16 protein-coding genes and 1 tRNA gene are annotated in these 13,124 nt (G+C 64.5%); 10 read left to right on the top strand and 7 right to left on the bottom strand.

Going from position 1 to position 13,124, the window contains the following annotated elements; genetic code table 11:
- Nucleotides 1-154: 154 nt before the first annotated feature.
- Nucleotides 155-934 (bottom strand): SH3 domain-containing protein, encoded by a 780-nt coding sequence (locus ACZLZY_RS16995; protein ID WP_472935396.1) that lies wholly within the window; start codon nucleotides 932-934, stop codon nucleotides 155-157.
- A gap of 249 nt (nucleotides 935-1,183) precedes the next feature.
- Between ACZLZY_RS16995 and ACZLZY_RS16990 the strand changes: the two genes are divergently transcribed.
- Complete coding sequence (locus ACZLZY_RS16990) at nucleotides 1,184-1,969, top strand: polyphosphate kinase 2 family protein (protein ID WP_472935395.1); 786 nt, start codon at nucleotides 1,184-1,186, stop codon at nucleotides 1,967-1,969.
- 157 nt (nucleotides 1,970-2,126) lie between these two features.
- Nucleotides 2,127-3,443 carry a dicarboxylate/amino acid:cation symporter gene (locus ACZLZY_RS16985; RefSeq protein WP_472935394.1) on the top strand — a complete coding sequence of 439 codons (1,317 nt, stop codon included), beginning with the start codon at nucleotides 2,127-2,129 and terminating at the stop codon, nucleotides 3,441-3,443.
- Nucleotides 3,444-3,618: 175 nt separating this feature from the next.
- On the opposite strand, the gene ACZLZY_RS16980 is transcribed toward ACZLZY_RS16985, so the two are convergent.
- The 3 genes from ACZLZY_RS16980 to ACZLZY_RS16970 all read right to left on the bottom strand — a co-directional run bounded on the left by ACZLZY_RS16980 (nucleotide 3,619) and on the right by ACZLZY_RS16970 (nucleotide 5,002).
- Nucleotides 3,619-3,831, bottom strand: coding sequence for a hypothetical protein (locus ACZLZY_RS16980; RefSeq protein ID WP_472935393.1), 213 nt, complete (start codon nucleotides 3,829-3,831; stop codon nucleotides 3,619-3,621).
- A gap of 145 nt (nucleotides 3,832-3,976) precedes the next feature.
- Complete coding sequence (locus ACZLZY_RS16975) at nucleotides 3,977-4,537, bottom strand: hypothetical protein (RefSeq protein ID WP_472935392.1); 561 nt, start codon at nucleotides 4,535-4,537, stop codon at nucleotides 3,977-3,979.
- A 321-nt stretch (nucleotides 4,538-4,858) separates the two neighbouring features.
- On the bottom strand, nucleotides 4,859-5,002 hold the full coding sequence (locus ACZLZY_RS16970) for a hypothetical protein (RefSeq protein ID WP_472935391.1): 144 nt from the start codon (nucleotides 5,000-5,002) through the stop codon (nucleotides 4,859-4,861).
- A 376-nt stretch (nucleotides 5,003-5,378) separates the two neighbouring features.
- Between ACZLZY_RS16970 and ACZLZY_RS16965 the strand changes: the two genes are divergently transcribed.
- The 3 genes from ACZLZY_RS16965 (at nucleotide 5,379) to ACZLZY_RS16955 (ending at nucleotide 8,399) form a co-directional block, all read left to right on the top strand.
- Nucleotides 5,379-6,260 carry a hypothetical protein gene (locus tag ACZLZY_RS16965; RefSeq protein ID WP_496253590.1) on the top strand — a complete coding sequence of 294 codons (882 nt, stop codon included), beginning with the start codon at nucleotides 5,379-5,381 and terminating at the stop codon, nucleotides 6,258-6,260.
- Nucleotides 6,261-6,354: 94 nt separating this feature from the next.
- Nucleotides 6,355-7,713: a putative bifunctional diguanylate cyclase/phosphodiesterase gene (locus tag ACZLZY_RS16960; protein ID WP_472935388.1), complete on the top strand. Its 1,359-nt coding sequence runs from the start codon at nucleotides 6,355-6,357 to the stop codon at nucleotides 7,711-7,713.
- Between the two features lie 383 nt (nucleotides 7,714-8,096).
- Nucleotides 8,097-8,399, top strand: a complete 303-nt coding sequence (locus tag ACZLZY_RS16955) for a hypothetical protein (RefSeq protein WP_472935387.1) — start codon at nucleotides 8,097-8,099, stop codon at nucleotides 8,397-8,399.
- Between the two features lie 55 nt (nucleotides 8,400-8,454).
- On the opposite strand, the gene ACZLZY_RS16950 is transcribed toward ACZLZY_RS16955, so the two are convergent.
- The 3 genes from ACZLZY_RS16950 to ACZLZY_RS16940 form a co-directional block, all read right to left on the bottom strand.
- Complete coding sequence (locus ACZLZY_RS16950) at nucleotides 8,455-8,598, bottom strand: hypothetical protein (RefSeq protein ID WP_472935386.1); 144 nt, start codon at nucleotides 8,596-8,598, stop codon at nucleotides 8,455-8,457.
- Entirely contained in the window at nucleotides 8,595-9,311 is a 717-nt protein-coding gene (locus tag ACZLZY_RS16945; protein WP_472935385.1) for an SOS response-associated peptidase, read from the bottom strand. Before ACZLZY_RS16945 ends, ACZLZY_RS16950 begins: the two co-directional genes overlap by 4 nt.
- Nucleotides 9,312-9,448: 137 nt before the next feature.
- Nucleotides 9,449-9,523: transfer RNA gene (locus tag ACZLZY_RS16940), tRNA-Gly, on the bottom strand.
- 226 nt (nucleotides 9,524-9,749) lie between these two features.
- On the opposite strand from ACZLZY_RS16940, the gene ACZLZY_RS16935 reads away from it, so the two are divergent.
- The 5 genes from ACZLZY_RS16935 to ACZLZY_RS16915 all read left to right on the top strand — a co-directional run bounded on the left by ACZLZY_RS16935 (nucleotide 9,750) and on the right by ACZLZY_RS16915 (nucleotide 13,058).
- A complete protein-coding gene (locus tag ACZLZY_RS16935) occupies nucleotides 9,750-10,286 on the top strand; it encodes a prolyl-tRNA synthetase associated domain-containing protein (RefSeq protein ID WP_472935384.1) in 537 nt (178 codons plus the stop codon).
- Between the two features lies 1 nt (nucleotide 10,287).
- Complete coding sequence (locus tag ACZLZY_RS16930) at nucleotides 10,288-11,280, top strand: tetratricopeptide repeat protein (RefSeq protein ID WP_472935383.1); 993 nt, start codon at nucleotides 10,288-10,290, stop codon at nucleotides 11,278-11,280.
- 167 nt (nucleotides 11,281-11,447) lie between these two features.
- On the top strand, nucleotides 11,448-12,125 hold the full coding sequence (locus ACZLZY_RS16925) for an LON peptidase substrate-binding domain-containing protein (RefSeq protein WP_472935382.1): 678 nt from the start codon (nucleotides 11,448-11,450) through the stop codon (nucleotides 12,123-12,125).
- Between the two features lie 188 nt (nucleotides 12,126-12,313).
- Nucleotides 12,314-12,499, top strand: coding sequence for a Trm112 family protein (locus tag ACZLZY_RS16920; RefSeq protein ID WP_472935381.1), 186 nt, complete (start codon nucleotides 12,314-12,316; stop codon nucleotides 12,497-12,499).
- 235 nt (nucleotides 12,500-12,734) lie between these two features.
- A complete protein-coding gene (locus tag ACZLZY_RS16915) occupies nucleotides 12,735-13,058 on the top strand; it encodes a hypothetical protein (RefSeq protein ID WP_472935380.1) in 324 nt (107 codons plus the stop codon).
- The last annotated feature ends 66 nt before the right edge of the window (nucleotides 13,059-13,124 follow it).

The following is a 13,124-nucleotide window of genomic DNA, read 5'->3' as shown; positions in this document are numbered from 1 at the left end:
CACAAAGCTGGGCGCGAGGGGGTAGTTGTCAACGCTGCGTTGACAATCGGCACGCATCGCCGCCGGGCCAAGGTTCGTCGGTTCTGTCGCAGCCGGGCCTGCTGACCCGGCTGCTTGCCTTCCTCAAGACGATTCGTTCGCCAATGCTGAACGATCAGAAATCCTGCTGCTCGATGGGGACGCGGCGGCCCCGGCGATCGTCGCCATCTGGCCCGCGGCGGCCGTCGCGGAAATCGCCGTCATCCGACCGGGAGCCGAAGCGATCACCGTCGCGGCCCTCCGGACCCCGGCGCGGATCGAAGCGATCATTGTCGAAGCGGTCGTTATCGCCGCGCTCGAAGTTTTCGCCGCGCCGCCCGAAACGCTCGTCGCCGCGGTCGCGGCGGTCGTCGCGCCCCTCATCGAACCGGTCATCCCGGCGATCGTCGCGCCGATCAAAGCGCCCGCCGTCTCGTCCATCATAACGCCCGTCATAGCGCCCCTCGTAGCGATCCTCGCGCGGCGGGCCGCGGAAGTCCCGCCGGTCGGGGCCGCGGCGCGGGCCGTCGAGATAGCGGTCATGGTACCAGGACCGGCCGGTGTAATAGCGGCGGTGATAGTCGTAGGGGTCGAAGCCGAGGACGGGCACGCCGACATAGACGCCGACGCTCGAGAGCGGCCGCCGGTAATACTGCCGCCCGAGCGTCAACAGGTAATTTCCGGAGACCCAGCCGCGGCCGCCCGCCCAGTCGATGTCGCACCAGTTGTAGCCGGCAAGGCAGCCGTAGACGGTGACCTCGTCGCCGGCCGGGATGGTGCCATAACGCTGGTAGCCGGGCCCCGGCCCGGTGCGCACGTTGAGGTCGCCGGTGACGACGGCGCTGGAGGCGGCCATCGCGGCGCCGGGAATAAGGAGCCCGAGGCCGAGGATAAGAGCCTTGAGGGAGGTGCGCATGCTGTGATCCTTGAGCGACCAGACGGGGGTGGCGAATATGCCTTTCCCGGCGAAAGGAATGGCGAATTTCTGCGTCGAAATCTGGGCCTCGCCGGCTGAATGCGCGCTGAACACACAAGGCGGTTTTCGCTACCCTATCGCCGGACAATCGCTGCTGCGCCGGGCTTTGACATGGCCTGCTCTAGAGGCGCACAGCTTGCGCTTGCGGGCAGCTACAGCGATGATCGCGTCAACTGAGGGAGAGGGCGCATGGCCAAGAAGCACCGACTGGCTGATCTCGACATGAGCACCAGCATGGCCAAGGGCCATTACGAAACCAGGCTCAGCGACCTTCAGCTGACCCTGGTGCGGATCCAGCAAGCCTATCTGCATTCCGGCCGCAGCGCGGTGATCGTGCTCGAGGGCTGGGATGCCGCCGGCAAGGGCGGCGCCATCCGCCGCATGTCGAACGTCCTCGATCCCCGTGGCTTCCGCGTCTGGCCGATCGCCGCCCCGACCCCGTCCGAGGCGAAACACCATTACCTCAAGCGCTTCTGGGAGCGGCTTCCGGGGAAGGGCGAGATCGCGGTGTTCGATCGCTCCTGGTATGGCCGCGTGCTGGTCGAGCGCGTCGAAGGCTTCGCCATGGAAGCGGAATGGCGGCGGGCCTATGCGGAGATCAACGACTTCGAGAAGCAGCTCGCCGACAACGGCACCCGCATCGTCAAGATCTTCCTCGCCATCACCAAGGACGAGCAGCTGCAGCGCTTCCTGAAGCGGATGGACGATCCGTTGAAGCGCTGGAAGCTCAGCGTCGAGGATTTTCGCAACCGCTCGAAGTGGGACGCCTATGTCGAGGCGGCCGAGACCATGCTCGACAAGACCTCGACCGAGGTTGCGCCCTGGAAGCTGATCGCCGCCAACCACAAGAAGTATACCCGCGTCACCGCCCTGCAGGAGGTGGTCGACCGGCTCGCCGATGGCGTCGACCTCAGCCCGCGGCCGCTAGAGCCGGGCGTGGCGGAGGAAGCGGCAGAGCTGCGCGGCGAGCGTTAGGGCCGCCCCGCCACCCCCTTCCGGCACCGCCGGAAGGCCCTCACATCTCGGTCAAAGGGTCGACAGGGCGGCACGCATGGCGTATCGCGCGCTGCAGGCCGGGCGGCAGACCTTGCGGGGTCAGGCTGCCCGCGACGCTGTCGAGGAGAGACGTTTCATGGAAATCGATTTGAGCAAGACCGGCGAGCCGGTGGCCCGCAAGCCCTTGTACCGGCAACTTTATGTCCAGGTATTGACCGCGATCGCCCTCGGCATTCTGCTCGGCCACTTCTACCCTTCCCTCGGCGAAAGCCTGAAGCCGCTGGGTGACGCCTTCATCAAACTGGTGAAGATGATCATCGCCCCGGTGATCTTCCTGACGGTGACCACTGGCATCGCCGCGATGAGCGATCTGAAGAAGGTCGGCCGCGTCGTCGGCAAGGCCATGGCCTACTTCCTCACCTTCTCGACCCTTGCGCTGGTCGTCGGCCTTATCGTCGCGAACCTTGTGCAGCCGGGTGCCGGGCTGAACATCGATCCGAACTCGCTCGATGCCAGCGCCGTCGCCGACTACTCCTCGAAGGCGCACGACCAGTCGATCGTCGGCTTCCTGATGAACATCATCCCGAACACCATCGTCGGGGCGTTCGCCACCGGCGACATCCTGCAGGTGCTGTTCTTCGCCGTGCTGTTCGGCATCTCGCTTGCCATGGTTGGCGAGAAGGGTGCGCCGGTCCTGTCCTTCCTGCAGGCGCTCTCGGCGCCGTTCTTCCGCCTGGTCGCGATCCTGATGAAGGCCGCCCCGATCGGCGCTTTCGGCGCCATGGCCTTCACCATCGGCAAATACGGCATCGGCTCGGTTGCCAACCTGGCGATGCTGGTCGGCACCTTCTACCTCACCTCCTTGCTGTTCGTGGTGCTGATCCTCGGCGCCGTCTGCCGCTACAACGGCTTCTCGATCTTCAAGCTCCTCAGCTACATTAAGGAAGAGCTGCTGCTCGTCCTCGGCACCTCGTCCTCCGAGGCGGCGCTGCCGACCCTCATGGAGAAGATGGAGAATGCCGGCGCCAAGAAGTCGGTCGTTGGCCTCGTCATCCCGACCGGCTACTCCTTCAACCTCGACGGCACCAACATCTATATGACGCTGGCGGCCCTGTTCATCGCCCAGGCGACGAACATCGAGCTGTCGCTCTGGGATCAGGTCCTGCTGCTGCTGGTCGCCATGCTGTCGTCGAAGGGCGCTGCCGGCATCACCGGCGCCGGCTTCATCACGCTGGCGGCAACGCTCTCCGTCGTGCCCTCGGTGCCGGTCGCCGGCATGGCGCTGATCCTCGGCGTCGACCGCTTCATGTCGGAATGCCGCGCCCTCACCAACCTCGTCGGCAATGCCGTGGCGACGCTCGTCGTCGCCCGCTGGGAAGGCGAGCTCGACGAGGAGCGGCTGCATGCAGTGCTCGGCAGCGAACGCCAGCTCGCCGTCAAGGCTGCGGAGTAACATTCATCAAAGGGATGACGGTCGAAGGGCGCGGCGCAGGCTGCGCCCTTTTTCATGTCCGCAGGTTCATGCACCTTGTCGCTTGCCCGGCGAAAACAAGGTTCATGGCGATGAGCGAAAGAGGGCGAAGGTCGAAGGGATATCCGACCGTCCGACGTTCTCCAGAGACAATGATCTAGCGATCCGTGCGAACGGCTTTGGTGCTGGAGGATTTCGCTTGCTCCTCGGCAACCGCCTCGACCTGCGCGGGCGCGTAGCCGAATGTCGCGGCGATCTCGGACTTTTCCGTGCCAATGTCGATCATCGCCTCGATGATCTCTCGATCGGTTTCGGACAGTGCAGCCTGGGCGCCGAGGATGACGGCAACCTCGTCGAGGAAGGAACTCATGCTGCACTCCACTGAGCTATTCAGGTGAGTACGCCGTGACCGCCGCAAAGTTTCTTCAACTAAAAGTGAGCGGAAGATTCCCGTTTCCGACAGAACCGACGAAAGGCGCCGTCAGCCATGCGAGGCCGCGGGCCGCCGGCAACGCTCAAGGAAGAAGGTTTCCGAAAGCCTTCGTCACAATGCCCCCGGCCAGCATGCCGAGCAGAAAGAGGCCAGCCGCCAGCGCCTTGCGGGTGCTGGCCTTGATCCAGCTGTCGGGCCAGTCCGCACGCGGAAACACCGGTTTTCCGCCGGCATAGCCGAGCATGGCCTCGCGCGCGGTGACCTCAATGTGTTTCTGCACGGTTTGCGCGGCGCGGTTGGCTGCGGTCTTGATCTGGCGGGCGTCGCCACCTGCCTCCTGCCGCTCGCGGCCGTAGTCGACGAGCGCGCGGCAGAGATAGCGCAGCGACGTCGCGGCCTGCGGCACGAGGACGGCCGGGCGGATCTGGCGGGAACGGCAGATGTCGAGGACGTAGGACCAGATGTGGTCGACGATCGCCGCGGACGTGCCGCTGATCTCGCGGAAATCCACGGCCGGGCCTTCCACACGCTCGCGCTTGGCCTGCCTGAGGGCCGCCTCGCGCCTGATCTTCAGCCAGGTCTGCTCGATGCGGTAGTCGATATCGGCGATGACCTCGGGAAACTCGTCTGGTGTCGTCTTCATCGTCCATCCCTCCGGCGTCCTGCAGCCACGCGGAATGCTTTCCCGCCGGTGCGCGGTCTGCGCTTGGCGGCCGAGATGCCATGGCGAGGCTGCGTGGGGATGGATTTGCCGGCCGTCCACGTCCAGAAAATTTGGGGCGATCGGCGGACCGTCCGAGCCAAGGGTGAGGGAAGCGCCCGCGGTCTGGGGCCAGGGTCGAAACAAGGGCCTGGGCGGCTCCTCGCAAGCCCGAGACCCGGCGCCGTCAGGCGCCAGGCTGGCGCCCGGCTTGTTCAACAGGCGTCGGCGGGCGCCGTCAGGCGTCGTTGGACGGGGCCGCCGTCACTCTTCGGTGTCGGCCGGGGCGTCTTCGGGCTGGCCCTCTTCCTTCTTCGCCGTCCGGGCGTCGAGCTTGGCGGCCTTCTTGGCGGCCTTGGCCTTGTCGCGCTCCTGGCGCTCGAAGTCGAAATTCGGTTTTCTCGCCATATCGGTCTCTCCTCGGCGGGCCGCAGGTTCCGTGAGGGGAACGGCACGGCCGGGTTGATTACATCTCCATGACGGGACATAGCCGCTTCAAAGGCTTTACGCAGCCCCAAACCGCAGAAAGCCGGCCCGCCGCCGCCGAATCCGGCGCCCCGGCTCCAGCCGCACCGCGGGCACTCCGCTTTCCGTACCTGATCATCAGATTTGCCGCAGCCCAGGGGTTGCAGGCTCTGGGGTATGCAAGCAGGAAAGCCAGGTTCCAAAACGTCAACTTTTGGTACTAACTTACCGTTAATCCTAGCCCTTCGTTCTCCGGAATGTTGCAGGCTAATAATCGCTTGGGTTGTCAGTGCAATTTACGCACTGGGAGAATAAAGCGATGCAAAACCGTATGTTACGTGTGACTGCAGCTATCCTGGCGTGCAGCATTGTTACTCTTTCAAGCCCTTCGCAAGCTGAGTTCGCTGGCGGTGGTTCAAGCCGGGGCGGCGCAGGCGGCGGTGGCCTTGGTGGACTCGGCGGAGCCGTCGGCGGCGTGGGAAACGCTGTCGGTGGTGCGGTCGGTGGCCTCGGTAACGCCGTCGGTGGTTCCGGCGGCCTGGGCGTCGGCGCCGGCGTATCGGCAGGCGGAAGCCGCGGTGTCAACGCTGGTGTTGGTGCTTCGCTTGGCGGATCAGACGGAGTGAACGCCGGTTTGGGAGCGTCTGTCGGCGATTCGAGCGGTATCAACGCCGGTGCCGGAGCCTCGATCGGCGGTGGCGACGGTGTGAATGCCGGCGGCGGCGCCTCCATCGGCGGATCTCAGGGCGTCAATGCCGGCCTTGGGGCCTCCGTTGGTGGCGGGCAAGGCGTCAATGCCGGCGTTGATGCTAGCGTTGGCGGAAACTCCGGTATCGGCGTCGGCGCTTCCCTTGGCGACAGCACCCGCAGCACCTCCACCAATTCGAGTTCGGGCGGTGGCAGTGGCGCTGGCACTCTTAATAACGCGTCAGGCGGCGCAGCCAATGGCTCCGGCACGCCAAACGGCCTGGGCGTTGGAAAGGCCAATCCCGTGCCGGGGGCAAGCACTGGCATCCTCACCGGCAACCGCGGAATTCGCGGGATCGGCAGGCCCACCGCGGTCGTGGCACGGGGACTGCAACGCTACAGTGAGATGAGCAGCAGAGAACAGCGCGCTATGAAGCGTCAGTGTCGCGGTGTTCTCGGCGACCCGAACGGCTTCGAGTTCAGTCTGGTTCAACTCTGCAAGCTCCTTCAGTAGCGGCCATCGGGGCCACTGGCGGCTTGCGCCGCTGGTGGCCTCAATTCGCACAGATCCAGCGACGCATTCGCCCTTGTCCTTGAGAAGGTTGCAGATGAGCATGCTCGAGAGTTTCGAACCGAACGTTTCATCATTTGTCAGCCAGGAGCTTGCGGATAGCCGGCAGCGTTCACACCGTCTCGCCTTCTATGATGAGATGACGGCGCTTCCAAACCGGCAGTCTTTTACCCAGGTGCTTGAACGCCTTGCACAAGCTAAAGGGTCGGACTTTGGGCTCCTCCTGCTCGATATCGATCACCTCAAGCGAACGAACGACACAAAAGGCCACGCAGCCGGCGATCAGGTGATCTGCGAGGTCGCGGCCCGCCTCCAAGCGCTGTCGGCCGGGGACTGCGTCTTTCGGCTGAGCAGCGACGAGTTTGCCATTATCTGCCTTGGCTGCTCGAGCCATTTCGATCTTCAGTCGATTGCCTTCGATGTTCTGGCGAGCATGACGATGCCAGGATTTGGTGGCGGGAAGCCGCAGGTATCCGTTGGCGGCGCCCTGTTTGGTGCCGACGGGGATGACGGTTGCACCCTTCGTCAGAATGCTGGGCTGGCTCTGCAGCAGGCAAAGGCGAACCATCGTGGCGGCTACGCGCCCTTTGATTCCGCATTCCGTTCCGCCTTGATCCGAACGGCGAACGTCGTCGAAACGATGGCGTGCGCCTTGGATGAAGGCCGCGTAGCGACCTTCTACCAGCCGCTGGTCAGGCTCGACACCGAGGAGGTTGTCGGCCTTGAGGCGCTTTCTAGGGTCATCGCAAACGACGGCGCGGTGTTGGCCGCAGGATGCTTTCAGGAGGTTTTCTCAGAGCGCTTGCTTGCCAGCCGGCTGACGCGCCAAATGCTTGCTCAGGTAGCCCATGACCTTCGTTGCTGGATCGACAGCGGCCTTATGTTCCAGCATGTCGGCATCAATCTTTCGGCCGTGGACTTTGCGCGGGGTGACTTGGAGCAATTGTTTTCCGAAGCCTTCGACAGCAAACGGGTACCTCTGAAACACATCGTCCTCGAGATAACGGAAGCCGTCTTCATGGACGGTCTAACGAGCGGTATCATCGAGGCAATCGAACGGTTGCGGCAGCGGGGCCTGCTGGTCGCGCTCGACGACTTCGGAACGGGATTTGCGTCCCTGACACATTTAAGGACATTCCCCGTCGACATCATCAAGATCGACAAGTCGTTTGTTGATCGCCTGCATAACGATCTGCCTAGCGAGGTCATCGTCGAGGCACTGATACGGATCGGTCGTCGACTGGATATCCGCGTTGTTGCAGAAGGCATCGAGACAAAAAACCAGGCAACCCGCTCTCAGGAAATGGGGTGCGTCCTCGGTCAAGGCTTTATGTTCGGTCGTCCCGCGGATGCAGCCTCAACCAGCAGGATACTCGCAGCTCGGGCTCAGCGCTGATAAGGCGAGTATCGGACACCGTCGACGTTGGTATCTTCTTCCAGCTGGGAATCACACGGTCGTCGCATGTGGTAACCCACCTGTCTGTCCGCTTTTGCCGAACGGCCTGACAAACCCTGGAAAGGGTTGCCCAAGCCACATGCCGCCTGCCCTCGACCCCGACTATCCTGCCGCTGAGTGATGCGTCAGCAGTGGATGGCGCGATCCGGATGCCCGGCGGGTTTAGGGATGCGGCGATGTCCATGGCGACGACATCGTATTTTGTTCCAAATCGCCCGGTTCGGCCGGGCTAGAGCGGGCGCCGGAGCAGCTCGGCAACGGAGTTATCCTAAAAACTCGGCAAGTTTGGAACGGACGGAACCGACGCTGGCGAACCGTGTTTGGTGGCTGACTATGTCATGTTCGGACGGAAGAAACTTATGCATTTCATCGCTGTAGCCATGGCGGGCACTGCTACCTTGATCCTCAGTGCAATGCCTTCCTTGGCGCATGAGCATGCGAAAGTCAGCAGGCTTGGTGCCCCAGAGCAGGCCATCCTCGTGGCAGGGACCGAAGGCTCGCGTGCCGGGACTCCTCAGCCAGATGCTCGTCAGCCAGCCGTCGATGACACGAAAACCGAGCCTGCTGTCCGTCGTACGGAAAGCGGTATCAGGATCGTCGGTGCGCCATTCCTCCCGGAAAAGTAAGCGACACTACCCTTGAAGGCAGGCTTCCGCGCCAGCCTGCTCCCAAGTCGCAGACCTAGCCGATCATTCCGAGGGTCCAGGCCGCCAGAGCAGCAATGGTGGCAAGGCCCAGCAGTGGCCAGATGGACGTCATGAACCGATAGAGCTGGGGCCTCTCCCGTTCAACGCGGTCGATGTACTCGGCAATGCGGTAGATCATTCGGTCGGATCCTTTCTGTCGCCGCGCGCGACGATCTCGAGAACGCCATCCGGCAGCGGCCTCTGCAATTCCTTCGCCTCCGACCATTCTGCCCGCATCCAGACGTCCATCTCCTCGGCCGTCGTCAGGATCACCGGCATCGCCTTCGGATGAACGGCGCCGACGGTCTCGTTGGGTTCAGTCGTAAGGAAGCCGAAGAGGTCGGTTGTGATCTCGCCCTCCTTCACCTTCCTGACCGATGTCCAAGTCGTCCAGATGCCGGCGAACACCATCAGGGGGCGACTTTCGTTACCGGCGAACCAGATCGGCACCTTGGTGACGGCGTCGTATTCGCTAAAAGAGGTGAACGGCACCAGACAGCGGTTCTGGGGCCCAAGCCAGCGCAGCCAGTGCTTCGATGCGGTGTTGCGGACATTGGTGGTGCCGCCATCGGGCTCAGCCCTCAAGAGGGCGTGGAAGTCGACGGGCTTGCCCTTCGCCTCGAGCTTCTCGGCCCGCAGCTTCGCCTTCCGGAACAGTTCCTGCGACGACGTCGGCATGCCCCACCGCACCAGCGACAGCTCGCGCTCGCCCTCGACCGTGCGAACGATCGGGGCCGGCTGATCAGGGAAGATGCCGGGCATGGGCGGGAGGTTGCCGGTGCGGTCGCGCATCGCCCGGGTGAACTCGAGGATGGCCGCCTGGCCCTTGGTAATGCTGTAGAGGGTGCACATGCCGCATCATGTGCCAGGCAAAGGCCATGCGTCCAGTTCCGGAGACATCAGCATTCCAAGAGCATCAAGCCAAACAGCAAAAAGGCCCGCCTGCGCGAGCCCTGAAGCAATGTAACGAAGATGTTTGGGAAGAAAATTGGAGCGGGCGAAGGGATTCGAACCCTCGACCCCAACCTTGGCAAGGTTGTGCTCTACCCCTGAGCTACGCCCGCCCGCTCCCCGCGGCGGTCTCTGCCGCGGACTGGCGCTGTATGACGGAATGACCGGGTGAATGCAACAGGGGAGAGCGACTTTCTGGCGGATTTTCCGCAAGGCGCCTGCACTTTTCTCTGGCGCCCCTTGCTGGGGATGCCCCAAGGCCCCGCCCCGCCCTTGATCCGCCGAGCCTCTGCCGCTACCTCGGTCACACTGCCCATGCGGCGCCGAATGCGAGTATCCATGAGCCTCTCCCGCGAGAACCTCTTCGCCTTCCTCGACCGGCAGGGCATCGCCACAACGACGGTGGACCATGAAGCCTTGCACACGGTCGAGGAAAGCCAGGCACTGCGCGGGGCGATCCCCGGCGGCCATACCAAGAACCTCTTCCTAAAGGACAAGAAGGGCACGATCTTCCTCGTCGTCGCCGAGGAGAACCGCACGGTCGACCTGAAGACGCTGCACAAGACGATCGGCGCGCAAGGGCGGCTGTCCTTTGCCGGCGCCGACCAGATGCAGGCGCTGCTGGGCGTATCGCCGGGCTCGGTCACCGCTTTTGGCGTCGTCAACGATACCGGCCACCAGGTGCGGGTGGTGCTCGATGCCGGCCTCCTCACGCATGAGAGGCTCAACTGCCATCCGCTGGTCAACACCGCGACGACGACGATCGCCCGCGACGACCTCCTCGCCTTCCTGGCGGCCACCGGCCATGCGCCGCTGGTCGTCTCCCTCGACGAGACCCCGATCCGACCGGCCGAACCGGCAAGCGAAGGAAACTGAGATGAGCCAAAATCCCTACGGTTCGAGCTATGGCACGCAGACCGCCGGCCTCAGCGGGGCGGCCCCGCGGGAGGCGCCTGCCGCAACCGCGCCCGGCTCAACCGGCGCTGCTGCCGGCGGACCGCTGATCAAGGACACGACGACGGCCGGTTTTGGCGCCGACGTCGTCGCCGCTTCCCGCGAGCAGCCGGTGCTGGTCGATTTCTGGGCGCCCTGGTGCGGTCCCTGCAAGCAGCTGACGCCGATCCTCGAGCGGGCGGTCACCGCCGCCGGCGGCCGCGTCAAGCTGGTGAAGATGAACATCGACGAACATCCCTCGATTGCCGGCCAGCTCGGCGTGCAGTCGATCCCAGCCGTCTTCGCGTTCGTCGACGGACAGCCGGTCGACGGCTTCATGGGCGCCTTGCCGGAAAGCGAGGTGACGGCTTTCATCGACCGCGTGGCGGGCCCCGCGGGACCGGCCGAGGATCCGCTCGCCGCGGCCCTCGTCGAAGCCCAGGCGCTGCTGGCGGCCGGCGACGCCGGCAATGCCGCTGAGATCTTCGCCGCCATCCTGCAGCACGCGCCTGGGGATCTCGCGGCGGCCGCAGGTCTTGCGGAATGTTATCTCTCAGCCGGCGATGCCGTCCACGCTCGGCTGGTCCTCGATCAGGTCCCGGCCGACAAGGCCGCCGATCCGATCCTCGCGACCGTGCGGACCAAGCTGAAGCTGCAGGAGGAAATCTCGGCGCTCGGCGACAGCGCGGCCCTTGAGGCGGCCCTCACCGCCGATCCCGACGACCATCAGGCCCGCTTCGACCTCGCGCTGATCGCACAGGCCAAGGGCGAGCGCGCTGAGGCTGCACGCCAGCTGCTCGAAATCGTCCGCCGCGACCGGACCTGGACCGACGACGGCGCGCGCAAAAAGCTGCTTGAATTCTTCGAGGCCTGGGGTGGCGCCGATCCCGCCACCCGCGACGCGCGCAAGCGCCTGTCGACGCTGCTGTTCGCTTGAGATGGTGAGGGGCGTGCCACAGCGCGCCCCTGCACGCCTGCCCACACCCAACCCGACTCTTTCCGGCGGCGCCGAAAAGGTCCCCGCGCTACGGCATCTGTGATCGGCCCGTCCCTTGAGTTTGCCGCCGCCTGCGCCACATCGATGGTTGGAGACGGAGGCCCACTTTGGTTCACGCTGGCAATACCAACTACACCCGCGAGTCCGACCTGCCCGAGGTGGTGCCGGTCTTCCCGCTGACCGGGTCGCTGCTGCTGCCCGGCGGTCAGATGCCCCTCAATATCTTCGAGCCGCGCTACCTCGCAATGGTCGACGAGGCGCTGAAGGATCAACGCGTCATCGGCATGATCCAGCCGCGCCTCGATGGCGCCCGTCGAGAGAATGGCGAGCCGGAGCTCGCCAAGGTCGGCTGCCTCGGCCGCATCACCTCCATCACCGAGAGCGGCGACGGACGCTACGTCATCAATCTGCATGGCATCGCCAGGTTCCGTGTGCTCGAGGAGTTGGAGACAGGCGTGCCCTACCGCGTCTGCCGGCTGGCTGCCTTTATCGGCGATCTTGACCTTGGCCATGGCGCCGGCGACGTGGACCGCGACGGGCTGCTGAAAGCCTTCCGTCTCTACCTCGACGCCAATCAACTCGAAGCCGACTGGGAGAGCGTCACCAAGGCGTCGAACGAGACCTTGGTCAACGCGCTGTGCATGATGTCGCCTTACGGTGCCGCCGAAAAGCAGGCGCTGCTGGAGGCGCCCGATCTAAAAACGCGCGCCGAGACCTTGATCGCGCTGACCGAGATCGCCATCGCCCGCGAGAACTCCGAAGACGGCGGCCAGACGCTTCAATAGCGGCATGGATCAGTCCTCTCCGCCACGAGGCTCACGCCTGCCAATTGGTCTTGGATAAAACCGCTGTTGTGTTCAAGCCGTCAGGGGCTTAGCCCGCGCTGGTGCGCTATTTAACGCGCCCGCGTCCTCCGCTCATATGCGTGCTGAGAACCGCTTTTGCTAAACACAGAGGTGGGTTAGAAGAAGGGATGAGTGATCTTGCCCGACGTCCCGACCCGAAGCTCCTCGAACTCCTCGTCTGCCCGCTGACGAAGGCGCAGCTGACCTATGATGCCGCGCGCAATGAGCTGGTCTCGCGCGCCGCACGTCTCGCTTACCCCATTCGTGACGGCATCCCGATCATGCTCGCCTCCGAGGCGCGCGCTCTCGACTGAGACTGTTCGTGCCGCCCTCCTGCGGGCACAGCAAGCATGTGCTCTCCGCAGTTACAAAGAGCCGGAGAGCCGGAGAGCATGGCGAATGGCAAGGCTCTGCGCTATGCCAGCATGGCCCTTGGCGGTGTGACGGCGGTGGCCGAAGGCCCTCCCCCTCGGTAACGACTTTCGTCCGCACCGAGACGAGCCGGCGGACCGGTTTCCAACCGGGTTCGCGTGAGAGACGGAGAGTGACATGGCCAAGCAGCTAACCGCCCGCAACATCGCCGTCGATTTCGGCGGGACGTCGCGCGAATGGAAGAAGAAGGCCGAAGCCGGCCTGATCCCTGGCGCATCGCGTCCGAGCGGCAAGGCGCCGTGGCTTTTCGACGTTGCGGTGTTCCGGGCCTGGCACGAGGCGGGCCAGCCGGCGATCCCGCGTCCCGTAGCACCTGCGACGCCGAAGGCGTCGAAGTCCCCCCCTCCCCGTCCCGATTCTGAGACGAAGCGTCGCTTGAAGTCTGCTGAGATTGATGCAGGGATTGCGGCATTGGTACGGGGCGCGTTAAAGGGCCGTTGATCTCGGCCTGAGAGCGCTGGCCGCCGGGGACTCCGCCGCGTCATTCCCTTTGGACGGACTTGCGTC

The organism is Mesocryomonas lacus, assembly GCF_055730135.2.
This window is presented reverse-complemented; position numbering and strand designations above follow the sequence as displayed.